Below are 25,041 nucleotides of genomic sequence, written 5' to 3'. Positions count from 1 at the left end.
TCCATACCCAATTATTCAGCAATCCTGAAAATAAAATTGACCATACCCTAAACAAGACTTTGGACCATCCAACAAATTATTTAGATTTTTACGACAAAATAGATAAATCGGTCAGTCTTTGATACTCTTCTATTGCATAACGATCTGTCATACCAGCAATATAATCCGTAATAACCCGTAAAATACCTGATTTCTGTTTTCTTTTTCCTGCCTCCAAGGCACGTATTTGCCATTTTTTGGGTAACAAATCAACATTTTCAGATAAAATCTCGAATAAATGCTGAACCAACAATTCCCCCTTTCGACTCATACGATTGACACGCCAATGCGAATATAAATTCTGATACAAGAATTTACGAATCTTTTGATTGCCTTCCATAATTTTAGGACTAAATTGCACGATCCCATATGTACAATTCCTGATATCCTCTGGCGTCTTCGGGTTCAAACCGCTTAAGTTATCAGCAGTCTGTTTTTTCAAATCACGAACCAGACAATCGATAACCCGTCTTATTACTTCATATCTCAAACGCTTTTGAAGACTATCCTTAAATTTACATTGCTCCATTTGTTTTCTTGCTTCATATAAAGCCTCTCCAACAACGGGAAGATCTTCCAAATCTTTAAATTCTATCAATCCCGCACGTAAACCATCATCCAAATCATGGCTATGATAGGCAATATCATCGGAAATTGATGCTATTTGGGCTTCCGCTGATGCATAATTGAACAAATCCAAGGGATATGACCGATTAATCCGTTCTAAATAAGGGTCGGGATTGTCAACCGGCCCATTATGTTTGGCTAATCCCTCTAAACTTTCCCAAGTCAAATTGAGTCCATTAAAGGCAATATATTGTTGCTCCAATAACGTTACCTGTCTTAATGACTGGTCATTATGACTGAAACCGTTATAATCCTGCATCATCTTTGCCAGAGCCCTTTCTCCAGCATGTCCAAAGGGTGAATGTCCCAAATCATGTGCCAGCGCCAAACATTCTGTCAAATCCACATTTAATTTCAAAGCGCGAGCAACAGAACAGGCAATTTGCGCAACCTCTAACGAATGCGTCAAACGAGTTCGAAAAAAATCACCCTCGTGATTGATAAAAACCTGTGTCTTATATTGCAATACACGAAAAGCTGTAGAATGGATTACACGATCCCGATCTCTTTGCCAGGGGTTACGACCTTGTGCCTCCGTTTCAGGATAAAATCGTCCCCGAGCTGTTTTTTCCTGAACGGCATAAGGTGCTAGATTCATGATTGCCACGCCTAAATTTATCCAACATAATCAATTTAAATTATCCTGATCATTTATTATTCTAATTATATCATTATAAAATTGTAATAGTATATAGCTCTCAATTTATTTTAAAATACGACCAAAATTCAATGACTACAATCATATATATGTTAGATTAAAATACAGCACTCTCGATTTTACATAATCCAATCATCCGGAATTTTACTTTTTTCCAATCACAAAAAATCAAAGCTTAAAGACGAAAAGGATAATCTGTCCACTCTTGCCATCAAGATATAATGAGATTAATTTGACTGGAATTCAATTTGTATCTTTTCATACCAAGGATTATCCTGATGAAGCTTGCTAGCTGGAATGTTAACTCTATTCGCCAAAGACTTTCCCATGTTCAAAAATGGCTTCAAAAAGAACAACCTGACTGGCTCTTTTTACAGGAAATCAAATGCCAGAACGCACAGTTTCCATCGGAAAGTTTTAAAGCCTTAGGCTATCATGTTATCGTACATGGACAAAAAGCCTATAACGGGGTTGCCACCTTAAGCCGCCATCCCTATAAATTGCTTCATACGGATTTACCTGATCTACAGAATACAAAAGACCATGCTCGATATCTCGAGATTGAGAGTCGAGACATTCATCTCTGCAATCTATATTTGCCAAATGGTAATTCCGGCGGCGAAGAGGGATTTCAATTCAAAATGGATTTTATCAATGCATTAATCAAACATGCCCAATCCTTATTGAACGACAAACAAAACTGTATTTTTGCAGGTGATTTCAACATTTGCCCCACCAACAGTGATTTAACCACCAATATACTTTCTTCCGATGACGCATTGATCCGTCCGGAAAGCCGAAAAGGTTTTTATACGCTCTTATGGTTGGGTCTGTCGGATGCATTTCGCATTCTCCATCCTGATACAATCGAATATAGTTTTTGGGATTACACCAAAGCTGCATGGCAACGAAATGCAGGTCTTCGAATTGACCACGTTCTATTGTCAGCAAAAATAACTGAACAATTAAAAAATTGCTGGATTGATAAAGAGGAACGAGCCAAAACCCAACCTTCTGACCACGCCCCCATTGTCATTGAATTTTAATAAACAATCAACTATTCTTCAAACAGCCATCCAGCTTGTAGTTGTTCCTTTATAAGGTGTATCAAACTCCCTTATAACCTCGGCAAATTTTTGATGATCCAATAATATACAGGATGGATATTTTGCCTCTCCACGCAAAGCACGATAAAAATGACGGTTCAGTGCACGCGCGAACACTCCTGGGCCTGTCTTGTAGGCAATGAATAAACCCTGATGCAAATAACTATTCCGGTAAAGACTCAACATACATTCTTCTAGAATAGGACTTTTCGCAACAGAACCAAAAAAGTCATTATGAACAACATTATTATGCGTTAAAAAGAATACATGATCATAAATAGCAGGAGTTATTGAGTAAAATTTTTCAACAGATTGAATCTGAATATCAGCATCCAGCCACCAGCCACCATAATAGTTAATAACGTGAACTCTTAAAAAATCCGCCGCTTCAGCTGGATGACGAGCAGAAAGAAAGATTTGCCGTGCTTCAACACCGTAATTTTGATATAACCACTCTGTTGCTTCCGCCTTATCAAAAATTTTTAGGTTAAAATGACCAAGTTCTTTTAGAAATTGAAAATTATTACTTATTTCCTCCGGAGGATTCTGATCCCAATATAAAAATAAATTATTGGGAATAACACTAAAATCGGCCCTACCCACTTCTCTATTTTTAATCCCTATCGATGATGCAGGATTAAAGATATTCATCATAATTGTAAGATAGATTGTATCGGCTTCCTCACCGGTATGAAATTCCTCATAACAATTTTGCATAATTTGAATGGCATTAAAAGCATCATTGTTTTCTCTATATTGTTTCCATCCAACCACAAAATTATATAAAGGAATACATAGATTTTTTAACTGTTCAAGTTCTTCCTGCTTTAACGGCAGACTTGCTTTCAGTAAAGCAACCTGACGGGCCATAAGTAAAACATGAGCCAATGGATATTGGGTTGGACTTTTGGAATGGGTATCAAACGCTATTTTATAGAAAAAAGCTGCCTCGGAATAAAAATGATTTGTCGAGAGAATGTTTGCAATATCAAACAAGGGATTTAAATCTTTTGCCCCATGATGTTTGAAAACATCCAAAGCTTGGGGACAAACAGATAAAATCTCCTCATAACCAACATCCAAATTCATATCATCAGTCATAATTTTAACTTTACCTTAATTATATATTCAATTCTAAAATTGCTTAATATTTCAAATATGAGACCACTATTGACTATCAAACTGAACTCCAGGTCCCTTTTTGTTTGTATGCAACTGGATATTGTTCAGTTAATTTGGAAAAAAATGAAGAATCCATAATTTTCAAAGAAGGATATTTCAATTTTCTTTCTTTTATACAACGCGAATAAATTCTATTTAATGCTCTCATAAAAACACCCGGACCTGTTTTATAAGAAATAAATAAACCATCATATTTATAACAATTGTGATAGATAGACAACAAACAATCTTCTAAAAAAACGTTATGCGGTTGGGCTCCAAAAAGATCATTATGAACAAAATTTCCCTCAGTCAGAAAAAAAACCGCATCATAATTTGCCGGAATCATTTCAATAAACTGATTTTCAGAAACAATTTTCAAATCCGCATCTACCCAAAACCCACCCAATAGATTAATGACATGAACGCGCAAAATATCCGCAGCCTCTGCAGGATGTCTGGATTTTAGAAAAAGTTCCCTGGCATCACGCCCGTAATAGCCATATAACCATTCACAAGCCCTATCCCTGTCAAAAACCTCTACTTTAAAATGCTGGAACTTCTGATGATGCTCAATGTTTTCCTTAACATCCTCCGGTAAATTCTGATCCCAGTAAAAAAAAATAGATTGAGGAATCTTATTCTTAACCATTCTCTCAGGGAAAATATCAGATTTCAATGCATCATGAATTAAACCAACATTAATAGCATCAATTTCTTCACCTGTATGAAATTGTTCAAAAGTATGATCAATTTTCTTTATCGCCTGTAAAGCATCAATTTTTCCGCATCTATATTCTTCAACACCCCTAATATAATTCATCAAGGATGGGGAAAGCTCATGCAACCTTTGGCAATCTTTTTCATCCAGAGCTATACCGGCCTTTACCAAACATAACAGTTTAACCTGCAATAATATAGCTTCGCGTGGATGTGCTTCGGCTTCTAATTTACGATAATTAATCGCCTCTTGATAAAAAGCTGCTGCCTCTTCTAAAAAACCGTATAAATGTAAGTGATTAGCGATATTAAATGCCGTCATGACATCATTACAGCCATGCTGATTATATAAATTTTCAGTCACTGGGGAACGTGCCGCCAGATCTTTTAAACTTTGTGCTTTCACTTTAACAATACCATCCTTACAGAATACAATTTAGAAAAAATACGAATTATATCTTACTGTTCCTTACTTGTAATAAAATAATGGAAGTTATAAAACATTATTTAATAAAAATATTCTTTGCTTTGCTTTACCACTTTCATATTATAATGCAATTAATTCTTTTTCGAGGCAATCAGGTATTCCAATGCGTAAATTATTTTACCTTTTAACTTTTTTTCCACTCTCAACATTTGCCAATATTTCAACGGCCTCATCCTCCCCTGATCCTAAAACTTATCCTTCCACAATAAAAAATGAGGAAATTCATTCCATCATTAAAGAAAAAGATTTTCATGACTGGAATGTGATTGTCGGTAAAAATCATGCCTCCCTTAACTGGAACAGAAATTCAACTTCCAATTTAAATTTATATATTACACCTTCCGAACACAGAATAACCCTTGATGTAACAGCCAAAAAAAATACTTATCGGGAATTCAAGCTTTCTTACATAACCTGGAACATCAGGGAAGTTTCCGTGACCCTAAACAAGACAAGGGATCATAATGGCTGGGTAACCTATTCTACCGCTATCTACACAGATAACATCACAAAATTCATTAATGCTTTGCAACACAGTTCACCAATGATTTTGAATCTTTCGATTTCAACCTCAATTCCAATTGACATGAATGGTGAACGATCTGCATTGAATTCTTTCATGAATGTAATCAAGGAAAAAAATCTGAAAGCCCCCCCTCCCCTAGTCACAAGAAAAACAAATCCTGAACCTGTTACCCCTCCTGACGGGATGTCTCCAGATTTAGTGCCTCTTTTTCAACAGGCTGATTATTATGTCAAAAAATGTATTGATCATGCCTCAGAACCATTAAATAGTCCCACCAGAAAATCATTGTGTACAACACGTAACGATTATTTAAAAAAGATGAAAGATAAAGGCTGGTGCTGGGGAAGCGGTGACCCTGACCAACATGATAAAAATAAAAATTGGCGACTATGCATCATGAGTCCTAAAGGAAGCGTTCCCAAGTTGAAAGAAAAGGTCCAAGAGGATTTGCAAAAGGCTCAATCCATGATGAAAGATCAAATTTAATTTATGTAAACCAGAACAAATCATAGTTTTTGCTTTAAACTTCGGTTTTAAACCTTTACTCTAGAATTAATTTATGAAGGGTAACGTATTCCATGATTTCTTTATCAAAAACATGTCAATTATTTGTTCTGGGTGTGAGTTTATTTACAACATTCTATTCTGTGACAACATATTCTGAAACTCTGAAAACACGAAAAATAACCCGGCAAACCAGCGAAAACATAAAATTTGGGGAATGGTTATATTATCCCCAATCTAATCCACCGACACTTGCTTGGTGGAATGAGAGAATGTCCCGAGCTGCACCAATCTTATATATTTCCTTTTCAGCTGAAAAAATCACACTCAATGCCGTAACGCCACTTTGGCCAAATACGGGAATTATTTTCTACCTGAATGATAAAACAGAAAAACAGGGCATCAATCTCATTCTTCAGAAAAGAGATCAGGAAAACTGCTATTTTTCCGCGACAATAGATTTGGAAAACCGACAAAAATTTGTGAATAATCTTGTTACTGTACGTAAGGCTCGTCTGATCACACCCATTTCATCGCAATCTTTATCCCTGAAACAAGTCAATCAAGCTATGCAGCTTATAATAACAACACATCCAGAGATTAACTTAACCTTACCGAGCACAACCGCTTCGCAATAGTCTAAAGAGGTTGTTTTTAATCTTTACCCAAAAAATGCCTTAACGAATTTAACAAAAAGTTGAAAAAAATATTAAAAATCCTTAAATTAAATTCAAATTTATGTGAACAAAAATATTGTTAATATTATTTGTTTTAATCCTCTTAAATGGAGATTTTTATTATGTCCAACTCCAAGAATAACTCCACTCCTGTTGATGCTCCCATTGAAATTGTCGTTGCAGATATCGGAGGGACAAATGCACGTTTTGCAATTGCCAAGATACAAAATGGACAGGTCGTTACCATTGACAGCGAAACCATTTTAAAAACAGCAGATTATGCAACTTTGCAACTTGCATGGGATGCCTTTGGACAAAAGGTTGGCCGTCCTTTGCCTAAACAAGCCTCCATGGCAATTGCCTGTCCGATTCGAGGTGATATTCTCAAATTTTCAAACAGTCCATGGATCATTCGGCCCGCCCTTATTCCCCAACAGCTAAATCTGGAAAAGCTTGTTCTGATAAATGATTTTGAAGCAATCGGACATGCGATCGCCAACTGTCAAGAGGACCATCTTAAACATGTTTGTGGACCAAGAAGAAAAGAAAGTCCTCAAGGAATAACCACAGTTGTCGGTCCTGGAACAGGACTGGGAGTTGCTTCTCTTGCATTCGATACAGACAAATATACCGTTATTCCAAGTGAAGGCGGACATTCCTCTTATGCCCCTTGTGACAATATCGAAATCAGTATTTTAAGATACCTGAAACAACATTATCGCAGGGTTTCCGCAGAACGAATCATTTCTGGTCCCGGATTGGGTAATATCTATGATGCGCTTGGCGCAAATGCCGGACTGCCTGTTACCCATCACAGCGATAGCAATCTATGGGAGGCCGCATTAAAGGGTACCGACCATCTTGCCACGGCTGCACTGGAACGGTTTTGTCTGAATTTGGGAACTTTCTGCTCCGACATGGCTCTGGTACAATTGGCCAACCGTGTTGTAATTAGTGGTGGCATCGGTCTTCTTATAGCCGATTATCTTCCCCATTCGGGTTTTGCAGAACGGTTTGTTGATAAGGGTCGCTTTGAAAGAATGCTGGCTGATATCCCTGTTGAAATTCTTACCTATCCACAACCAGGGCTTTTAGGAGCAGCTGCGGCTTTTGCAGTCCAACATTTAAAATAAGCTTTGTTGATTCTTTCAAAAAATTAGGTAAATTGATTCATTATGAATAGTGAGCCAAAAAAAATAATTTTGAAAGATTCTATAACTCAACGTCGCGACAAGGAAGCCGCGGCGTTACGCGAGAATCTAAAACGCAGAAAACAGCAACAGCGTGAAAGAAAAGAGCGAGAACCACTGACGTAAAATAATTTTTGTAAAGGTTTGTTTACAAAATACTTGTTTATCATTTCAAATTTATTTAATTAAAACGCAAAGATATAAAGGGTAGGGAGTAGCTTTATGCCAATTATGCCTGATCGCTGGATTAAAGAGATGGCTAAAGAAAAAGGAATGATTGAACCTTTCGCTGATAAACAGCATCGTCAGGGAATAATTTCTTATGGTGTATCATCTTACGGATATGACGCCCGCGTTGCAGATGAATTCAAAATCTTTACAGATGTCGACAATGCCATTGTAGATCCTAAAAATTTTACGCCAAGCAGCTTTGTAACCCGTAAAACAGATGTATGCGTGATTCCGCCCAACAGCTTTGCTCTGGCCAGAACCGTGGAATATTTTCGTATTCCAAAAGATATCTTGGTCATCTGTCTGGGAAAATCAACATATGCACGCTGCGGCATAATTGTAAATGTCACTCCGCTGGAACCTGAATGGGAAGGACAGGTTACGATTGAAATCAGTAATACCACTCCCCTTCCTGCCAAAATTTACGCGAATGAAGGAATCTGCCAGCTTCTTTTCCTCAAGGGCAGTGAACCTTGTGAAGTCAGTTATGCCGATAAAAATGGCAAATACATGAAACAGATGGGTGTCGCTACCCCTCGCTTATAAATGAAAAAAAAAGAATGGATCGCTTTTTAATCCGTGGGGGCAGACCCTTATATGGTGATATCGTCATTGGGGGCGCAAAAAACGCAGCTTTGCCAATCATGGCATGCGCCTTGCTTACCCCTGAACCTTTATCACTGCAAAATGTTCCAAGTATTGTTGATATACGTACCATGTGCGCACTTCTGCAACAACATGGTCTTACTATCACTTATAATGACAAGGATCCACATCATATCACTTTTCACGGGGATATTGCAAACACCGAAGCTCCCTACAATATCGTTTCGAAAATGCGAGCCTCTATCCTTGTTCTAGGACCCATCCTAACTCGTTGTGGTAAGGCCAAGGTCTCCCTGCCGGGAGGATGTGCAATCGGAACCCGTCCTGTTAATCTTCATCTGGATGCACTCAAAGCCTTGGGCGCTGAAATCGAAATTGATCAGGGATATGTTATTGCAACTGCACCCAAGGGATTACGTGGTGGTCGCTTTGTATTTCCATTTGTTTCTGTTGGCGCTACAGAAAATACAATCATGGCTGCCTGCCTTGCCAAAGGCAGAACGGAACTGCTGAATGCAGCCCGTGAACCTGAAATCTGCGATCTTATCGACTGCTTGATCGCGATGGGTGCAAAAATAGAGGGTAAAGGAACAAGTCATCTGATCATTGATGGCGTGGATCATTTACATGGCGCGGAACATTCCATCCTGTTTGATCGAATTGAATGCGGTACCTATGCCTGTGCAGCCGGTATTACAGGTGGAGAACTGCGCCTGATCGGAGCCGACATTCATGCCATGGGATCTGTTATTCATGCGTTGGAAGAGGCTGGGGTAGAAGTGTTTCCGGAAAAAAACGCCATTCTTGTCCGGCGCACGGGTGATTTAAGAGGCATTGATATCATGACAGAACCCTATCCAGGTTTTCCGACGGATATGCAGGCCCAATTCATGGCCCTTCTTTCAATTTCTGAAGGAGCGAGCATGATTACGGAAACAATTTTTGAAAACCGTTTCATGCATGTCCCAGAACTGAACCGTATGGGTGCAAGAATCAATGTTCATGGTTCTTCAGCAATTATTCGTGGTGTTCATTCCCTATCCGGCGCGCCTGTTATGGCAACGGATCTACGGGCTTCGTTTTCGTTAATCCTAGCCGGTCTGGCCGCAGCCGGAGAAACAAGCCTGAACAGGATTTATCATCTAGACCGCGGTTATGAAGCAGTTGATCAAAAACTGTCTGCCTGCGGTGCTCAAATTGAAAGAATCAAGACTAAATAATATTTTCATTCCTCATAGAAGAGAACTTGTTTTATACCAATGATCTGATTATAGTTAAACCTTAAATTATTTAACAATTTTATTATAATCAGATCCACTTTTGCTTACACTTTAAATGTCTGTACCTGGCGTGAAATCAAACCCTCTTATTTTAGCCCTTCCTAAAGGAAGGATACTAAAGGATTGTCTCCCTCTTCTTGAAACAGCCAATATTATACCAGAACCCGCTTTCTTTGATAAAGACAGCCGCCTTCTTCGCTTTACGACAAATGACCCTGGACTTGACATTATCCGCGTCCGTTCTTTTGATGTCGCAACGTTTGTAGCTTTTGGCACTGCTTCTCTGGGTGTTTGTGGTTCCGATGTCCTGATGGAATTTGATTATTCGGATATTTATGCACCTCTTGATCTCAATATAGGACGCTGTCGTTTATCTATCGCGCAATTAGCGGATACAAAAAATAAAAATCTGGAAGACCCCGCGCGCTGGTCACAGATAAGTGTTGCAACCAAATATCCGAATATCACCCAACGTTATTTTGCCAGTAAAGGCGTGCAAGCAGATATCATTAATTTGCATGGTGCCATGGAACTTGCGCCTGTCTTGAAATTATCCAGCTTGATTGTGGATCTTGTCGATACAGGATCAACCCTAAGGGCCAATGGTCTACAGGAAATTAAAACGATTACACAAATCTCCAGCCGTCTCATCATCAATCGCACCGCTTTAAAAACACAATCTGCCCACGTTAATGCATTAATTGAACGGTTTCGCCAACTTGTCACCCTTCCAAACAATGAAGATATATCATGAAAATCATATCAACAAATCAACCGGATTTTAAAACATTTTTCTGTAATCTTCTTGCCGCGCGAACAGCAGACACTTCACAAGCAACAAAACCCGTAACAGAGATTCTACAGGCTGTAAAAAATGATGGCGATGATGCACTTTGTGAATATACCAAACGCTTTGACCGTTTGTTACTGTCTCCTACGGAATTACGGATCACAGAACAGGAAATAAAGCAAGCCTGCAAGAAAATTGATCCAGAATTGCTTGATGCACTTGATCTAGCCGCCCAACGAATTCAAAAATTCCATGAAAAACAATTGCCTCCCGATCTTGATTACCGGGATGATTGTGGATTTAATCTTGGGTATCGCTGGAATGCCATGGATTCCGCCGGATTATATGTTCCAGGAGGTACCGCTGCCTATCCTTCATCCGTTTTAATGAATGCTATCCCGGCCAAGGTTGCTGGAGTCAAACGGTTGGCAATGTGTGTCCCGACCCCGGATGGCCATTTAAATCCCCTCGTCTTGGCTGCGGCTTATAGGGCAGGTGTTACCGAAATTTACCGTGTTGGTGGAGCACAAGCCATTGCCGCCCTGACCTTCGGGACACAAACTATTGAGTCCGTTGACTATATTGTTGGTCCTGGCAACGCCTATGTCGCCGAAGCAAAAAGACAGGTTTTCGGTTTGGTCGGAATTGATAGCGTCGCAGGCCCCTCCGAGGTTGTGGTTGTTGCTGACCGGCATAATAATCCAACGCATATCGCCCTGGATCTTTTGGCACAAGCGGAACATGATACCATGGCACAATCAATCTTTATTACTGATAATGAGGAATTTGCCCATCAAGTTTCGCTAGCTGTCAATGAACAATTGAAAAGTCTTTCACGAAAAGAAATAGCGGAAACAAGCTGGAAAAATCATGGTGCTATTCTTGTTGTGAAATCCTGGGAAGAAGCCATTCCCCTTATCAACCGGATTGCCCCTGAACATCTGGAGCTCATGCTTGAAAATCCAGATGACCTATTCAGCAAAATCAAACATGCCGGCACAATATTCATTGGAAAATGGTGTCCTGAGGCAATTGGAGATTATGTTGGCGGTCCCAATCATGTTTTGCCAACCAGTCGTACTGCACGTTTTTCATCCGGATTATCGGTTTTTAATTTTCTTAAACGAACGACTTTCCTTAAAAGCGATGAAAAGGGTATTGAAAAAGTGGGACCTGCTGCAGTGGCGATAGCAAAAACTGAGGGTTTAACCGCACATGCCTTAAGTATTTCCTCCCGTTTGGACAGTTTACATAAATAAAACTGGACATTTTTCAATATTCATCGTTATGGTAAGAACAAAATTAATTGTTTTAACTTGAAGGATATATATACTAAAAATGTCTAAAGAAGATATGATCGAATTCAACGGAACTGTTACTGAACTTTTGCCGAACGCAATGTTTCGTGTAAAATTGGATAATGAACATGTTATTTTGGCCCACACCAGCGGTAAAATGCGCAAGAACCGTATTCGTGTTTTGGCGGGTGATCGCGTAAGCGTTGAAATGACCCCTTATGATTTAACCAAAGGTCGCATCACGTTCCGCTTTAAATAATAATGCATCATTCCTCTTTCTTGATGGAAAATTCTGATTTTCCAATTACACTGGCCTCCGCATCACCAAGACGTTTACAACTGCTTGAACAAATCGGCATTAATCCTGAAAAAATCGTTCATCCTCGAATTAATGAAACGCCCCAAAAAAAAGAATTGCCCAGACAGTATGTTCAGCGCCTTGCACAGGAAAAACTATCGGCTGGCAGGGAACTCTCTCTTGAATCACCCATGATTTTAGCCGCTGATACGGTTGCGGCAGCAGGACGACGTATTTTAAATAAAACGAAAGATGTAAAAATCGCGGAAAAACAATTGCGTTTACTGTCTGGTCGAAGACATAGAGTTTATACAGCTGTTATATTGTATAATGCAAAGACACAACGGATCTCCTCACGTCTTGTCTGTACTATCGTGCATTTTTCACGATTAACTGATAAACAACTCTTTTCTTATTTAGAAACCGATGAATGGAAAGACAAGGCTGGATCCTATGCCATTCAGGGTTATGCCGCCAGTTTTATCAAATCCATAAATGGGAGCTACAGTAATGTTGTCGGTCTTCCATTATTTGAGACAGCCCAGCTTATACGCGGTCAAGGATTAATCCCCTGATGCCTCAAATCTGGGTTATTTCAGCGCCTGGTCTAATACATATTGCCGTTACCCATCATGACACTCTCTTAGATTATGCCTTGTGGTATCCTGGATTTCCTGATGGTTTCGGGGACATTTACTATGGTCGGGTTACCGCCCATTTACCTGCATTAGGTGGAGCCTTTATTCTTCTGGGTAAAAACATATCCGGTTTTTTGCCTGATAATGCAGGTGCCAAAAATCTGCACAATGGCGATAAAATAATTGTCAAAGTCTCACGAAGTGCCCAGAATGGAAAAAATGTCCGTTTGGATACCAAAAACCTATCCATCAATATCCAAAAAAGCACTGAAATACATCTGATCCAACAAGGACCGTCTCCTTTAGAAGATCTTTCAAGATTTTGGGAAAATTTACCAATCATAATTGATGATCCGCACCTTATTCATATCATACCAAGTTCGTTGCATAATCGTGTTCAAATTGCGCAGACCTCCTGTCCAAGCACTATATCGGAACAGATTGAGACATTAATGGAATCATCCGTTAAATTACCAAAAGGAATTCAAGCATCAATTACCCCGACCCCGGCTCTCGTCGCTATTGATATGGATAGTGTAAGCCATAGCCAAGAAAATCAAACAAAAATAAAGGCGCAATTTGACGCAAACCGTATCGCTTTGCCACCATTATTGCATCAAATAAAATTGCGTAATCTATCAGGTGCAATTTTTATTGATCTAATAGGTCTGCCAATCAAAAAAAGACGTTTATTACAACAGGACATCAATGACGCATTGGCCAATGATCCATTATCCCCCCGATTATTGGGATTTACGCACCTGGGATTGGCCGAAATCGTTCGAATGAGAAAACGCCCACCCCTTCATGAACTATTAACCTCGGATCACGGAAAAGCTGTTAAGATCCTTGCGAAGGTCATGCTGGAATTCAATTCAGTCAATCACCATTACCGTTATCATCTTTTAAAATTGAAACTTCACACCCATTTATATCAGGCATTACTAAAGGATGAATATGCCATTAAAGATTTTGAACGACGATGTTCTATATCGCTACAACTAAAAGCGGATTTAACATTTAAACCTCAAGAATGGGATTTTTCTTATGAATAAACCTGCGTTACATTGTCCTATCTGTAAAAAACCGGCCCAAGAAAAATTCAAACCATTTTGTTCTAAACGATGCGCCGATATTGATCTAGGTCGTTGGTTTTACGAGGATTATCGCATTGCATCCCTTCCACAAAATGAAGAGGAAGAAAAAGAATTGCTAAATTCCATAAAAGAAAGACTTGATCCTGATCCCAATGTAGGGTAAATGCTTTGTATACATTGATTCGCGTCAAATACCGAAAGCGAATATCAAGATGCCCAAGTAGCTCAGTCGGTAGAGCAAGCGACTGAAAATCGCTGTGTCGGTGGTTCGATTCCGCCCTTGGGCACCATAAAAATTAATTATATATAAATATGTTATTTAGTAGTTTGCAGTGATTTGCCACAAAACACTGATCTCTTTTCAATTTTAATTTAATTTCATTAAATTTCATTTCGTTTGTAATATTTTATTCGAAACGAATTTAACCTTGATTTAAAATCATGAAAGAAATTTAAAAAAATGAAAGGTTCGCCAAAACTAACGCGAGAGGCATTTCTTGAATGTAATTGGAAATATGAACCAGAACAAAACCCTGTTTTTTACGATAAACTTCACTCCAGTTTAAAAAAAATTGCAAAAGAAAAACTAGATATTGGACAGCAAGAACAATATGAAATTTTTGAATTGTTAGCGGAAATTTCTTTAATGTATTTAGATGCTGATAATAAAGATAAACCTTTTAGGGCTTTTTTTACAAATATACTAGGACGTACTAAAGAACCTTCAGATCTTACAAAAGAAGAGCTTGAATTCTTAAGCCTTATATTAAATGACATTCCTGAACCATCGTTAAAAGCAAGAATAGCCGATATTTTATGGCTTGTTCAAGAACCAAAAAATTATAAATATGCCCAAATCGCAATTGATTCATACACTTATTACACTTTTGACAACAAAAAAAATGTAAGTTTTCTGTTCCAAGATTTGAACAAATACTACGAACGTGCGATTTATTTGTGTCAACAGATAAATGATAGTAATCAATTAGATAAAATACTATCTAAATTGACATATGTTTTTAAAAATGAAAATGACAGTGGACTAATATTAATATTAGCAGAATTAATAGATAAAACAAAAAATAAGGATGTATTACAAAAAATTGCAATGCCTAAATTATATCAAGGGGCAATTCAACTTAAAAATGAAAATAATTTTCATTTAGCAATAATTATTTTAACATTTCTAAATAGTAAATATAAACAGTTTCACGATAGAGAAAATGAAATAAAATCTCTTTTCAACATAGCCGAATATCATGAATATCATGGAGATTTTAGATATAAAAATAATGATTGTAGCGCTTATTCTATTTATGGGGAAGCTTTACAGACATATAATAAAATACCTAAAAAAAATCGAAACGATTACGATGTAGATAATAAAATAGACAACCTTCATGCTAAATTAAAAGAATCTAACCAAATAGTGTTAGCAAATATGCGTAAAATATATATAGGCCCCATTGATATTACAAATTCAGTTCAAGGATTTGTACAACACATTTCAAACAAAACAGATCCTATCGAAACTCTCAAATATTTTACCGGTTTAAGTATTAATTATCAAGATCTTGTTCAAAATGCTGTGAAAGAATCAGATCAATTTTTTTTCTCTAATTTATTTACAAAAGATTATAGAAGTGATGATGGGCGTATAATCGCAAAAATCTCACCTGACGATGAAAAAAATAAATTAAATGAAAAAAAACAAGAAAAATATAGATTAATTATTTATACAAACATATCATTGATTAATGAAGGACTGAACCAACTTCATAAAGAAGAGAAATTTTCAAAAGAAATTTTTGAAAATATCTGTCATAAATCTCCTATTGTTCCTAAAAATCGGGAAAAAATCATGGCAAACGCCCTGTGGTCAGGTTTTCAAAAGGATTTTATAGCTGCTATTTATCTACTTTGCCCGCAAGTCGAAAATATTATAAAAGATCAACTTAAAAAAATTAAAATTCGTACCAGCAATTTGGATAAAAATAATATTGAAACATATAATAGCCTGAATACTCTTTTAAAATCACCTGAAATAGAAAAAATTTTAGATGTAAATTTACTTTTTGAATTTAAAAGTTTATTTATTGATTCAATAGGCTTTAATCTTCGTAATAATACCGCTCATGGACTACTAGATGATAATAAAGCATCATCATCAGCATCCATTTACGCTTGGTGGTTCATTTTAAAATGGGTTTTTCTTTCAATAAAGTGAAACAAGATCAACAAAAATCATTACTATCGTCTATAAAACGACCTGCAAAAGTTTTTAACCTGTTCTTAATTTCTTCAGGTATCATAAATCGATCAAAATAGTAATTTTGAATTTTATTCAATTTTTTTTCCACCAATTCATCATGGTAATCGCCCATCATACCATTAATTGTTGATAAATATTGAAAAGTCTGATGATGATAATCTGATGGAAACAAAACATCAAAAGTACCATAGGTGGCTGCAATCATACTGATTGTTTTTCTCATGTTATGAAACTCATGAGCTGTTATAGTTACATGTGTTTCAAGCTCTTTCTTAATGATTTCCAGTCTCTTTCGAAAATATTTTACAAAGCTTTTCAGGTTGCAGGGAAAAAAGCAATTTACTTCCCGTTTTAATAAATACAACCCTTTTTCATGCCAAATATAATCCAGAAATACCGCCCTTGGTTTTACAATGAGAGATTTCCTGTTTTTGAAGCCATCCTGTAATTTGCCTAATAAACCCGTCATCTTGCCAAGCCAGTACGGTCTACAATGGCGTTCATCAAAAGCCCTATATGCATAGCACAAATGTTTGAATTTGGCCCTTACCTTCTTGTAAACGGCTTTATTTTCCTTGGATAAATGGCAAGAGTATCTCAAGGAATGCAAAATATTCATAAATGCGGGTTCCATAACCCCTTCCACCCATAATTGACGACTAATCATAAAACCGTCAATCAGTTGATCCTGTGTATAATCAAATACAAGTTTGTCAGGTAATGAAACATTGAGGTGAATTTCATCATCCACCAAAATCATTTCATATAGCTGATCACATTGAAAACGAGAAAAATGGAAACCCTCAAATTGTATAATATTCTGTGGCTTGGTAAAAAATTTAAAATTCACGATATTTCCGCTATAAAATTAATACAGTAAAAACCTGCCTGATTATAAAATATAATCTAGCAATTTTTGAACAAATACAGTATTTCTAATCCCCATCATAAAAGCAAACCACATGATCGCACATCCCCATCCTGCCAGTATATCACTTATCCAATGTGCTCCCAATGCCAAACGCGACCATCCAACTAAAAAAACCCATATCAATGATATCCAACAAACCAAACTATAATTTCTTAAACAGTATAATATAATCAACACAAACATCAGTCCATTGACTGCATGTCCACTTGGAAAACTGGCGGTTGTCGCATGAATATGAGAAAATGGAAAAGCGGGCCTTGCTCTAACAATTATATTTTTCATTAAAAGAAAAACCAGACGCGCTGAAATCAAGATTACAAACAGCCAAACCGCGTCTCGATGCGAACGATGAATCCAGACCCATAATATGAATATTAAGCTTAAGGGAAGAACAACCGCAAATGAACCCGATTTAGATACAAGTCTATTCCAATAAATCAAGCTACTGTCATGATCAGAAAGCAAAACACCATTGAGTTTCTGATCCAGATCTGTGCAAAGGAATAAAAAAACAGCAAATAAAAGAAAAATAAAACCTATTAAAAATAGCATTTTATGATTGAACAATAATTAATTCCTTATTTTCCCTTCGCTATATGCAATTTCTACTTTCCTAATTGCCCGCATAGCTGTTTCATAAACTTCTTTATAAGGCAAAGAAGCATCAATATCAACAATTGGTGCCCCTCTGAATTTTAATTTTTGAGTGGCTTCCACTTTGATTTTTAACAAATTGTAATCGTGATCCTGTTTACGTTGATATGCGGTATCAACATCAATGTTCAACCGAATTATCAAGTCCGGTTTTATGGAAGCCATGTAATCATAAAGCCTGTATTCTGTTTTAACAAGAAACTGGATAAAACGGTTTTGCGTATGTGCAGCTGACAAACCGGGTCCGTCATAAAATCCTACAACATCTGTCTGAGGATAGCGATCCGCAATAATCAAAACCCCCTGTTTTCTTAATTTCAACATTTTTTTAAAATTAAGAAAACGAACACAGGAAAAAAAGAAAATAACCAAGGCCGTTAAAACACCAGGAATTTTTTTTCCCTTGGTACGGGCCGTTCCCGCTTTCTTATCGATTATACGTCCAAGTATTTTTCCCCCAAATCTGAATTGACTGATCTTTCGACCAATATTTCCTGATCCTTGGCCCAAATAACAGCACTTTGCAGATCGCTCTTGATTTAATGCTTCAGCAAGATCAAAACTTAATGTTGATTTTCCTGATCCATCACAACCGACTAATGCAATTAATGGGCCCTGATTTTCAGTTGATCTTTTTTTATGCATATATAATCTTCTAAAATATAACAGATTTATGTATATAATTATGGATATCTTTGGAACACAAGTTTTAACTCAAAGTCTGATTTGCTTTAAGTTACTGATTCTATACTGAAAAATTCCAAGGAATTTCCAACCTAACAGACTAGGAAAGGTTGTCTTATAATACAGTTTTCATTGACTAACAAATCAAATTTGACCGTAATCTATTGAAATATAGAAAGATTACGATATCCCATTTAAATAACCAAGAGATATATAATTTATGACACAATCTTCTACGCCACCGATTATTGCTATTATTGGGTGCGACGGATCTGGCAAAACAACAGTCTGTCTGGAATTGGAACGCTGGTTGAATTCAATTCATCCTACAAAATTATGCCACTTGGGAAGACAAACGGGAAATATAAGAAGACGTCTGATTAAACTTCCGTTTCTAGGGAAAAAACTTGATAAAAATATTACCAAGACCAATAAACAGGCTAAATCAAAAGAAGGGCCGAACGCATTATTGGCATTGGGAATATTCATAATGTCTCTACGTCGCGTTTATCGCTTTTACAGGATGCTTTCACTGCGTAAGCAAGGCTTTTACATTCTTACTGACCGATTTCCCCAAGTTGCCGTTATTGGTGGACTGGATGGACCTGATCTGACAACAGAAAACCCAGCGTCGTCCATAACACGCCTGCTCACAAAGCTTGAACGATCACTTTATAACTGGATGATCAACCATACACCCGATCTGGTTATACGGCTAAACGTAACCGTTGAAACAGCCCAACAGAGAAAACCTGATCATCGCCTTGAATCAATGATCAAAAAAATTGGAACATTACAACAGTTAACCTATAATGGTGCCCCCATTATTGATATTGACAATAATACACAACCCATTGAAGAAACCATTAATCAGGCTAAAAAAGCAATTGCCGAAAAATTAAATATTGTTTCATGAACGTTTAATAATTTGGTTCATATATCGGCATTGCTCTACGAAAAACGTTACGTGTTTTATTTTGAGTTGGATCCGCTGTTTGAGGAAGCGGTGCATTAATACCAATATCATGATGACCACGTTGACGTTTACTGTTCACCCAACCTTGTTCAGCATTCAAATGGCCTTTATCACCCCTTGTATAATGATTGGGAAGTAACAAGGCGGGCTTGTTTTCCTGTTTTAAAGATTGATAATGTTCAACCCTTTGATTCTCCTGCATTTTTTGCCTGATGGTTGAAGGAATGGAATCCGCGTCTTTAATCGTTTGTTGCGGCGTGTTTTCATCTTCTTTTTTTTCAACCGTCTTTGGAGGGGGAACATGGTGATGATGGTAGTGACGTGCGAAACAAGATAAGAACGGAATCATTGAATTTACCATCAATCCCCCAATTATCCCCAAAATCAATCTATTTCCTTTTTGTTTCATTAAAGAAAAACCACCTTTTTTCAGTAAATTTTAAACTGTATTAATTATACATTATATAAAAGGGAAAATAAAAATACGCACTACAAATTATTACCTATTTATTCATTAATTTACAATATAATGAAACGATACAAGGATTTCACATCTTATAAGTATAGATTGAACAAAAACCTCTGAATAAATTTTCTAAAAATTAATATTGGTTTTTAATCCAATAACAAAAGCATCTTTGTAGGCTTTAGTGGCAGCAACATGATGAAAATATTCGACAACTGGCATGACCATAACACCCCGATAAGCAGAAATACCATAATTCAATTCAAACAAAGCAGAATTTGTCTGTGCTGCGGGTGCACCATTCAATAATGACAAAACCTTTGCATTAAAAGGGGAAGACAATTGCGTCATTTGATATTTTTGTGCATGTTTTAAACTCTTAGGCACTGTATAATAGGTAAACATGAAGCCTATTTGATCATAGGGTCTTTTTTTCCAAAATCCCTTATTAATAAAACCTACATTATAAAGATCCTTAAATGTAGAAGTTGTTGTTGAATCATGTCCATAATTCAAAATTAAATATAATCCATGATCTTTCTTGGGGTCATTACGAAAAATCATCTGATCCATCATAACCCAAAATTGACTGCGATGATCTTTTTTATTTCCATTTACAGCCTGTGCAGACCAGGTTTGAAAACGACTGGTATCAAGACCAGCACCTATATGATAATATCCCGTTAACTTATCTTTACCAAATTCAGGGTTATAACTGTATTCAATTGGCATAAAAACACCTGTTGCAGCATTTGTACTCCAGTCAAAACCTGCGACACCCCCTTTACCGGTTCCCCATGGAGAACTTTCATAAGCACCCAATTGAAAGTAACTTTGTTTTGTTAAATGAAATAAAAATCTAATCCCCCAAACAGTTCCAGGCCAGGGTGTGAAACCTTGTTGGGACTGAATACTCCTAGGTTGACCACAAGTTGCAATTAACATAAACTGACATGCGAATGGACTTGATGCAAATTCATTTCCAACACTTAACCGTCCTGCACGAATATTAACCTGATCTTTCCATAACTGTTGTTCAATATAAATATAATTCATATGAAATAATCGGTCATATCCACCCCCATATATTTCCTGGGCCTGAATTTGTGAATCCCCAACATAATCGGAACTGGCATTACGCCCAGCTAGATTTAAAATCATCGCATGAGTCGAAAACCCTTTAAAACCTGCAATTTTCTCCCAATCCATATCAACTGAAAAAGCAATCTGATGTGCATAATCGACACCCTTTCTACGTCCTCCCCTTACAATACCTGCTGTTTCACCTGTCCAGCTTAAAGCAAACTGCACACCATGAGGATCCAACTTTTCATTTAATTTATGGAAAAATAATTCACCATCTGAATCGTAAGGTACACTTTTACCATTTTGGTCTAATGTATCAATTTCATGATCAGAATAAGTCTGTGAAAAAACGCATTTAGAATAGTAAACACTGTAAAAAAAACTAAAATGAAACAAAAAAAGAATTTTAAACCAAGTCTGATTAATAGAATTGTAAGTTTTTTTTTGTGTCATAATCTCCTTTCATAGAATTGACATTGCAGAAAAATAATATTTCTTTTAATGAACCAGACCTGCAAATTAAAAGCAATCAACAAGCAATATATAAATATTAAATTAAATTTTAAACTGATATAACGAGTAAAATTCGTTTAAGTGATGATATAGCGATTTTGAGTGGAAGTTATTGGGAGCGGGGAGAGGATTTGAACCTCTGACCTTCAGGTTATGAGCCTGACGAGCTACCGGGCTGCTCCACCCCGCACTAGTATAACAAGGATGCCTTTTTCTGACGGTATTCAAGGCGTATGGTGATCTGCCAGGACTTATGTCAGGATGACAAGTGGTGACCAGACTTGGAGGCTACGCTCCCTCGCGGTGCATGTTTCAGCGGGAACTGAAAGTTTTTTGTCGAATATTGCAAGGGATTGCATGGGGGTATATTGGAAGACCTGGCGGCGACCGACTTTCCCATGCCTTAAGACATAGTATCATGGGCGCTGGGGTTTTTCACGGCCGAGTTCGGGATGGGATCGGGTGGTTCATACCCCGCCATTGCCACCAGGTCATCCAATATACCCTGCAGGGTTGTATTGGTATGTGATTGGTTGGTTAAGAGCGGATATTTCGGCCTGTTTCATACAGTATCGCATAACATGACCGATATGAGTGTATGTGTGTTATATCAAGTAAGTGCAAGGGCTATTAGTATCGGTTAGCTGCATGCATTTCTGCACTTCCACACCCGACCTATTGACGTGATGGTCTATCACGGCCCGTAATGAGACCTGGTTTTGAGGGGGGTTTCTCGCTTAGATGCTTTCAGCGATTATCCTGTCCATACTTAGCTACCCAGCGGTGCTGCTGGCGCAACAACTGGTACACCAGAGGTATGTTCACCCCGGTCCTCTCGTACTAGGGGCAAATCCTCTCAAGTCTCGACATCCACGGCAGATAGGGACCGAACTGTCTCACGACGTTCTAAACCCAGCTCACGTACCACTTTAATCGGCGAACAGCCGAACCCTTGGGACCTGCTCCAGCCCCAGGATGTGATGAGCCGACATCGAGGTGCCAAACCTCCCCGTCGATGTGGACTCTTGGGGGAGATCAGCCTGTTATCCCTAGAGTACCTTTTATCCGTTGAGCGATGGCCCTTCCACGTGGAACCACCGGATCACTATGGCCGACTTTCGTCTCTGCTCGAGCTGTCACTCTCGCAGTCAGGCGGGCTTATGCCATTGCACTCAACAGCCGATGTCCGACCGGCTTGAGCCCACCATCGCGCGCCTCCGTTACTTTTTGGGAGGCGACCGCCCCAGTCAAACTGCCCACCATGCAGGGTCCCAATCCAGGCTAACTGGATCTGGTTAGACATCAAAAAAACTCAGGGTGGTATTTCAAGGATGGCTCCACACAGACTGGCGCCCATGCTTCAAAGCCTCCCACCTATCCTACACAGCGTTTTCCTGATGCCACTACAAAGTTGCAGTAAAGGTTCATAGGGTCTTTCCGTCTGACCGCGGATACCCCGCATCTTCACGGGGAGTTCAATTTCGCTGAGCCGATGCTGGAGACAGCGGGGAAGTCGTTACGCCATTCGTGCAGGTCGGAACTTACCCGACAAGGAATTTCGCTACCTTAGGACCGTTATAGTTACGGCCGCCGTTTACCGGGGCTTCAATTCAGTGCTTGCACACCTCCTCTTAACCTTCCGGCACCGGGCAGGCGTCAGACCCTATACGTCGTCTTTCGACTTTGCAGAGCCCTGTGTTTTTACTAAACAGTCGCTACCCCCTGCTCTGTGCCACCTGATCATGGTTGCCCAAAATCCGGTCTTGCTTCTTCCGAAGTTACGCAAGCATTTTGCCTAGTTCCTTCAGCATCGTTCTCTCAAGCGCCTTGGTATTCTCTACCAGTCCACCTGTGTCGGTTTCGGGTACGGTCTATTCGCTAGAGCTATTTCCCGGAATACTCCAAAAGCCAGGCCAATCCAATAAGACCTGACAACATATCATATTCGTCACTTCTAGCAGGTTCAGGAATATTAACCTGATTTCCATCGACTACGGCTTTCGCCCTCGCCTTAGGGGCCGACTAACCCTGCGTGGATTAACCTGGCGCAGGAACCCTTGGACTTTCGGCGACAGTGTTTCTCGCACTGTTTGTCGCTACTCATGTCAGCATTCGCACTTCTGATATCTCCAGAGAGGGTCGCCCCGTCTCCTTCACAGACCTACAGAACGCTCCGCTACCACATATATCATGTGATATACATCCACAGCTTCGGCAGATAACTTGAGCCCCGTTACATCTTCGGCGCAGGGTTTCTTGTTTAGACCAGTGAGCTATTACGCTTTCTTTAAAGGATGGCTGCTTCTAAGCCAACCTCCTGGTTGTTTTGGAATCCCCACATCCTTTCCCACTTAGTTATCATTTGGGGGCCTTAGCTGGTGGTCTGGGCTGTTTCCCTCTCGACAATGGACCTTAGCACCCACTGTCTGTCTGCTATGCTCATACTCTTGGGTATTCGGAGTTTGGTTAGGTTTGGTAGGTCTTTGGGACCCCCGAGCCCATCCAGTGCTCTACCCCCCAAGGTAATACATAACGCTCTACCTCAATAGATTTCGCGGAGAACCAGCTATTTCCAAGTTTGATTGGCCTTTCACCCCTAGCCACAGCTCATCCCCGACTTTTTCAACAGGCGTGGGTTCGGTCCTCCAGTGCGTGTTACCGCACCTTCAACCTGGCCATGGCTAGATCACTTGGTTTCGGGTCTTCTGCCAGCAACTAACGCCCTGTTCAGACTCGCTTTCGCTGCGCCTACACCTATCGGCTTAAGCTTGCTGCTAACAGAAACTCGCTGACCCATTATACAAAAGGTACGCTGTCACCCCATAAGAGGCTCCAGCTGTTTGTAAGCATTTGGTTTCAGGTCTCTTTCACTCCCCTTGTCGGGGTGCTTTTCACCTTTCCCTCACGGTACTTGTTCACTATCGGTCACCAGGGAGTATTTAGGCTTGGAGGGAGGTCCCCCCATGTTCAGACAGGATTTCACGTGTCCCGCCCTACTCAAGGACTTCAAAAATATTACGTATACGGGGTTATCACCCTCTCTGACTGGCCTTTCAATGCCATTCTACTTACCTTTTCAAAGCCACTGGCCTGCTCCGCGTTCGCTCGCCACTACTAGCAGAATCTCGGTTGATGTCTTTTCCTCCGGATACTTAGATGTTTCAGTTCTCCGGGTTCGCCTCATGCACCTATGTATTCAGTGCATGATCCCTCATGCGAGGGGGGTTGCCCCATTCAGATACCCACGGATCAAAGTTTGCTCGCAACTCCCCGTGGCTTTTCGCAGCGTGCTACGTCTTTCTTCGCCTCCTGATGCCAAGGCATCCACCAAATGCTCTTTTCGCTCTTACTTGTCACACATACACTCATATCAGCCACTTCATATCCACAAACCGATAAAAGCCATGCAGTGACGTTCATCACTCTCTTTATCCATCCATGAAACAATATGAAAGACATTCCGTATCATCATCAAAAACCCGGACAGGCCAACCATCTCTCAATCATCAACCCGAAACACGTCCCG

The 25,041-nt window shown here is 38.9% G+C and carries 24 protein-coding genes, 2 tRNA genes and 2 rRNA genes (1 of these 28 only partly in view); 17 read left to right on the top strand and 11 right to left on the bottom strand.

Features of this window, described 5'->3' with window-relative positions:
- Positions 1 to 88: 88 nt before the first annotated feature.
- Complete coding sequence (locus D9V35_RS01265; protein WP_110439357.1) at positions 89 to 1,264, bottom strand: deoxyguanosinetriphosphate triphosphohydrolase; 1,176 nt, start codon at positions 1,262 to 1,264, stop codon at positions 89 to 91.
- Positions 1,265 to 1,602: 338 nt separating this feature from the next.
- Between D9V35_RS01265 and xth the strand changes: the two genes are divergently transcribed.
- Complete coding sequence (xth, locus tag D9V35_RS01260) at positions 1,603 to 2,370, top strand: exodeoxyribonuclease III (RefSeq protein ID WP_122122970.1); 768 nt, start codon at positions 1,603 to 1,605, stop codon at positions 2,368 to 2,370.
- Between the two features lie 18 nt (positions 2,371 to 2,388).
- Here xth and D9V35_RS01255 read toward each other — a convergent pair whose 3' ends face one another.
- Together D9V35_RS01255 and D9V35_RS01250 are read right to left on the bottom strand one after the other, a co-directional pair.
- The gene (locus D9V35_RS01255) at positions 2,389 to 3,531 is read right to left on the bottom strand and encodes a glycosyltransferase family 32 protein (RefSeq protein ID WP_122122969.1); all 1,143 of its coding nucleotides are present in this window, start codon (positions 3,529 to 3,531) and stop codon (positions 2,389 to 2,391) included.
- Between the two features lie 76 nt (positions 3,532 to 3,607).
- Complete coding sequence (locus tag D9V35_RS01250; RefSeq protein WP_122122968.1) at positions 3,608 to 4,717, bottom strand: glycosyltransferase family 32 protein; 1,110 nt, start codon at positions 4,715 to 4,717, stop codon at positions 3,608 to 3,610.
- A gap of 184 nt (positions 4,718 to 4,901) precedes the next feature.
- Between D9V35_RS01250 and D9V35_RS01245 the strand changes: the two genes are divergently transcribed.
- The 14 genes from D9V35_RS01245 (at position 4,902) to D9V35_RS01185 (ending at position 16,160) form a co-directional block, all read left to right on the top strand.
- Entirely contained in the window at positions 4,902 to 5,810 is a 909-nt protein-coding gene (locus D9V35_RS01245; protein ID WP_122122967.1) for a hypothetical protein, read from the top strand.
- 92 nt (positions 5,811 to 5,902) lie between these two features.
- Positions 5,903 to 6,466, top strand: a complete 564-nt coding sequence (locus D9V35_RS01240; protein ID WP_122122966.1) for a hypothetical protein — start codon at positions 5,903 to 5,905, stop codon at positions 6,464 to 6,466.
- Positions 6,467 to 6,627: 161 nt separating this feature from the next.
- Positions 6,628 to 7,638: a glucokinase gene (gene glk / locus D9V35_RS01235; protein ID WP_122122965.1), complete on the top strand. Its 1,011-nt coding sequence runs from the start codon at positions 6,628 to 6,630 to the stop codon at positions 7,636 to 7,638.
- A gap of 42 nt (positions 7,639 to 7,680) precedes the next feature.
- Positions 7,681 to 7,821 carry a hypothetical protein gene (locus D9V35_RS09245; protein WP_162988518.1) on the top strand — a complete coding sequence of 47 codons (141 nt, stop codon included), beginning with the start codon at positions 7,681 to 7,683 and terminating at the stop codon, positions 7,819 to 7,821.
- 96 nt (positions 7,822 to 7,917) lie between these two features.
- Positions 7,918 to 8,472, top strand: a complete 555-nt coding sequence (gene dcd, locus D9V35_RS01230; RefSeq protein WP_110439350.1) for a dCTP deaminase — start codon at positions 7,918 to 7,920, stop codon at positions 8,470 to 8,472.
- A gap of 14 nt (positions 8,473 to 8,486) precedes the next feature.
- Positions 8,487 to 9,752 carry a UDP-N-acetylglucosamine 1-carboxyvinyltransferase gene (gene murA / locus D9V35_RS01225; protein WP_122122964.1) on the top strand — a complete coding sequence of 422 codons (1,266 nt, stop codon included), beginning with the start codon at positions 8,487 to 8,489 and terminating at the stop codon, positions 9,750 to 9,752.
- A gap of 115 nt (positions 9,753 to 9,867) precedes the next feature.
- A complete protein-coding gene (gene hisG / locus D9V35_RS01220; protein ID WP_122122963.1) occupies positions 9,868 to 10,566 on the top strand; it encodes an ATP phosphoribosyltransferase in 699 nt (232 codons plus the stop codon).
- On the top strand, positions 10,563 to 11,861 hold the full coding sequence (gene hisD, locus D9V35_RS01215; RefSeq protein WP_122122962.1) for a histidinol dehydrogenase: 1,299 nt from the start codon (positions 10,563 to 10,565) through the stop codon (positions 11,859 to 11,861). Before hisG ends, hisD begins: the two co-directional genes overlap by 4 nt.
- 79 nt (positions 11,862 to 11,940) lie before the next feature.
- A complete protein-coding gene (gene infA / locus D9V35_RS01210; protein WP_110439346.1) occupies positions 11,941 to 12,159 on the top strand; it encodes a translation initiation factor IF-1 in 219 nt (72 codons plus the stop codon).
- 2 nt (positions 12,160 to 12,161) lie between these two features.
- Positions 12,162 to 12,773, top strand: coding sequence for a Maf family protein (locus D9V35_RS01205; protein WP_122122961.1), 612 nt, complete (start codon positions 12,162 to 12,164; stop codon positions 12,771 to 12,773).
- Positions 12,773 to 13,891, top strand: a complete 1,119-nt coding sequence (locus D9V35_RS01200) for a ribonuclease E/G (protein ID WP_122122960.1) — start codon at positions 12,773 to 12,775, stop codon at positions 13,889 to 13,891. The genes D9V35_RS01205 and D9V35_RS01200 overlap by 1 nt, the downstream gene beginning before the upstream one ends.
- Complete coding sequence (locus D9V35_RS01195; protein ID WP_122122959.1) at positions 13,884 to 14,096, top strand: DNA gyrase inhibitor YacG; 213 nt, start codon at positions 13,884 to 13,886, stop codon at positions 14,094 to 14,096. The genes D9V35_RS01200 and D9V35_RS01195 overlap by 8 nt, the downstream gene beginning before the upstream one ends.
- Positions 14,097 to 14,147: 51 nt before the next feature.
- Positions 14,148 to 14,223: transfer RNA gene (locus tag D9V35_RS01190), tRNA-Phe, on the top strand.
- Positions 14,224 to 14,393: 170 nt separating this feature from the next.
- The gene (locus D9V35_RS01185; protein ID WP_122122958.1) at positions 14,394 to 16,160 is read left to right on the top strand and encodes a DUF4209 domain-containing protein; all 1,767 of its coding nucleotides are present in this window, start codon (positions 14,394 to 14,396) and stop codon (positions 16,158 to 16,160) included.
- A 7-nt stretch (positions 16,161 to 16,167) separates the two neighbouring features.
- Here the strand turns inward: D9V35_RS01185 and D9V35_RS01180 are convergent, their stop codons facing one another.
- From D9V35_RS01180 to D9V35_RS01170, 3 genes are read right to left on the bottom strand one after another with little or no spacing between them, the layout of a single operon-like run.
- Positions 16,168 to 17,055: a hypothetical protein gene (locus tag D9V35_RS01180; protein WP_122122957.1), complete on the bottom strand. Its 888-nt coding sequence runs from the start codon at positions 17,053 to 17,055 to the stop codon at positions 16,168 to 16,170.
- 42 nt (positions 17,056 to 17,097) lie between these two features.
- Positions 17,098 to 17,703: a phosphatase PAP2 family protein gene (locus tag D9V35_RS01175; RefSeq protein ID WP_110439340.1), complete on the bottom strand. Its 606-nt coding sequence runs from the start codon at positions 17,701 to 17,703 to the stop codon at positions 17,098 to 17,100.
- A gap of 3 nt (positions 17,704 to 17,706) precedes the next feature.
- Entirely contained in the window at positions 17,707 to 18,435 is a 729-nt protein-coding gene (locus D9V35_RS01170) for a nucleoside/nucleotide kinase family protein (protein ID WP_198210485.1), read from the bottom strand.
- A 259-nt stretch (positions 18,436 to 18,694) separates the two neighbouring features.
- Between D9V35_RS01170 and D9V35_RS01165 the strand changes: the two genes are divergently transcribed.
- Entirely contained in the window at positions 18,695 to 19,390 is a 696-nt protein-coding gene (locus tag D9V35_RS01165; RefSeq protein WP_122122955.1) for a nucleoside/nucleotide kinase family protein, read from the top strand.
- A 4-nt stretch (positions 19,391 to 19,394) separates the two neighbouring features.
- On the opposite strand, the gene D9V35_RS01160 is transcribed toward D9V35_RS01165, so the two are convergent.
- From D9V35_RS01160 to D9V35_RS01140, 5 genes are all read right to left on the bottom strand, one after another.
- Entirely contained in the window at positions 19,395 to 19,859 is a 465-nt protein-coding gene (locus tag D9V35_RS01160) for a hypothetical protein (protein WP_122122954.1), read from the bottom strand.
- A gap of 186 nt (positions 19,860 to 20,045) precedes the next feature.
- The gene (locus D9V35_RS01155; RefSeq protein WP_122122953.1) at positions 20,046 to 21,455 is read right to left on the bottom strand and encodes a carbohydrate porin; all 1,410 of its coding nucleotides are present in this window, start codon (positions 21,453 to 21,455) and stop codon (positions 20,046 to 20,048) included.
- 173 nt (positions 21,456 to 21,628) lie between these two features.
- Positions 21,629 to 21,705: transfer RNA gene (locus D9V35_RS01150), tRNA-Met, on the bottom strand.
- Positions 21,706 to 21,890: 185 nt separating this feature from the next.
- Positions 21,891 to 22,006, bottom strand: a 5S ribosomal RNA gene (gene rrf / locus D9V35_RS01145).
- Between the two features lie 120 nt (positions 22,007 to 22,126).
- A 23S ribosomal RNA gene (locus D9V35_RS01140) occupies positions 22,127 to 24,866 on the bottom strand.
- 97 nt (positions 24,867 to 24,963) lie between these two features.
- On the opposite strand from D9V35_RS01140, the gene D9V35_RS09240 reads away from it, so the two are divergent.
- Positions 24,964 to 25,041 carry the 5' portion of an HU family DNA-binding protein gene (locus tag D9V35_RS09240; protein WP_155566137.1) on the top strand. 135 nt of this gene lie beyond the right edge of the window, so 78 of the gene's 213 nt are visible here — the first part of the coding sequence; it begins with the start codon at positions 24,964 to 24,966; its stop codon lies beyond the right edge, outside the window.

This window comes from Commensalibacter melissae (assembly GCF_003691365.1).
Classification (GTDB): Bacteria; Pseudomonadota; Alphaproteobacteria; order Acetobacterales; family Acetobacteraceae; genus Commensalibacter; species Commensalibacter melissae.
This window is presented reverse-complemented; position numbering and strand designations above follow the sequence as displayed.

What these genes read in the sequence shown, in the direction of transcription:
- D9V35_RS01265 (WP_110439357.1), bottom strand. Translation starts at nt 1,264, where the DNA reads ATGAATCTAGCACCTTATGCCGTTCAGGAAAAAACAGCTCGGGGACGA.
- xth (WP_122122970.1), top strand. Translation starts at nt 1,603, where the DNA reads ATGAAGCTTGCTAGCTGGAATGTTAACTCTATTCGCCAAAGACTTTCC.
- D9V35_RS01255 (WP_122122969.1), bottom strand. Translation starts at nt 3,531, where the DNA reads ATGACTGATGATATGAATTTGGATGTTGGTTATGAGGAGATTTTATCT.
- D9V35_RS01245 (WP_122122967.1), top strand. Translation starts at nt 4,902, where the DNA reads ATGCGTAAATTATTTTACCTTTTAACTTTTTTTCCACTCTCAACATTT.
- D9V35_RS01240 (WP_122122966.1), top strand. Translation starts at nt 5,903, where the DNA reads ATGATTTCTTTATCAAAAACATGTCAATTATTTGTTCTGGGTGTGAGT.
- glk (WP_122122965.1), top strand. Translation starts at nt 6,628, where the DNA reads ATGTCCAACTCCAAGAATAACTCCACTCCTGTTGATGCTCCCATTGAA.
- D9V35_RS09245 (WP_162988518.1), top strand. Translation starts at nt 7,681, where the DNA reads ATGAATAGTGAGCCAAAAAAAATAATTTTGAAAGATTCTATAACTCAA.
- dcd (WP_110439350.1), top strand. Translation starts at nt 7,918, where the DNA reads ATGCCAATTATGCCTGATCGCTGGATTAAAGAGATGGCTAAAGAAAAA.
- murA (WP_122122964.1), top strand. Translation starts at nt 8,487, where the DNA reads ATGGATCGCTTTTTAATCCGTGGGGGCAGACCCTTATATGGTGATATC.
- hisG (WP_122122963.1), top strand. Translation starts at nt 9,868, where the DNA reads ATGTCTGTACCTGGCGTGAAATCAAACCCTCTTATTTTAGCCCTTCCT.
- hisD (WP_122122962.1), top strand. Translation starts at nt 10,563, where the DNA reads ATGAAAATCATATCAACAAATCAACCGGATTTTAAAACATTTTTCTGT.
- infA (WP_110439346.1), top strand. Translation starts at nt 11,941, where the DNA reads ATGTCTAAAGAAGATATGATCGAATTCAACGGAACTGTTACTGAACTT.
- D9V35_RS01205 (WP_122122961.1), top strand. Translation starts at nt 12,162, where the DNA reads ATGCATCATTCCTCTTTCTTGATGGAAAATTCTGATTTTCCAATTACA.
- D9V35_RS01200 (WP_122122960.1), top strand. Translation starts at nt 12,773, where the DNA reads ATGCCTCAAATCTGGGTTATTTCAGCGCCTGGTCTAATACATATTGCC.
- D9V35_RS01195 (WP_122122959.1), top strand. Translation starts at nt 13,884, where the DNA reads ATGAATAAACCTGCGTTACATTGTCCTATCTGTAAAAAACCGGCCCAA.
- D9V35_RS01185 (WP_122122958.1), top strand. Translation starts at nt 14,394, where the DNA reads ATGAAAGGTTCGCCAAAACTAACGCGAGAGGCATTTCTTGAATGTAAT.
- D9V35_RS01170 (WP_198210485.1), bottom strand. Translation starts at nt 18,435, where the DNA reads ATGCATAAAAAAAGATCAACTGAAAATCAGGGCCCATTAATTGCATTA.
- D9V35_RS01165 (WP_122122955.1), top strand. Translation starts at nt 18,695, where the DNA reads ATGACACAATCTTCTACGCCACCGATTATTGCTATTATTGGGTGCGAC.
- D9V35_RS01160 (WP_122122954.1), bottom strand. Translation starts at nt 19,859, where the DNA reads ATGAAACAAAAAGGAAATAGATTGATTTTGGGGATAATTGGGGGATTG.
- D9V35_RS01155 (WP_122122953.1), bottom strand. Translation starts at nt 21,455, where the DNA reads ATGACACAAAAAAAAACTTACAATTCTATTAATCAGACTTGGTTTAAA.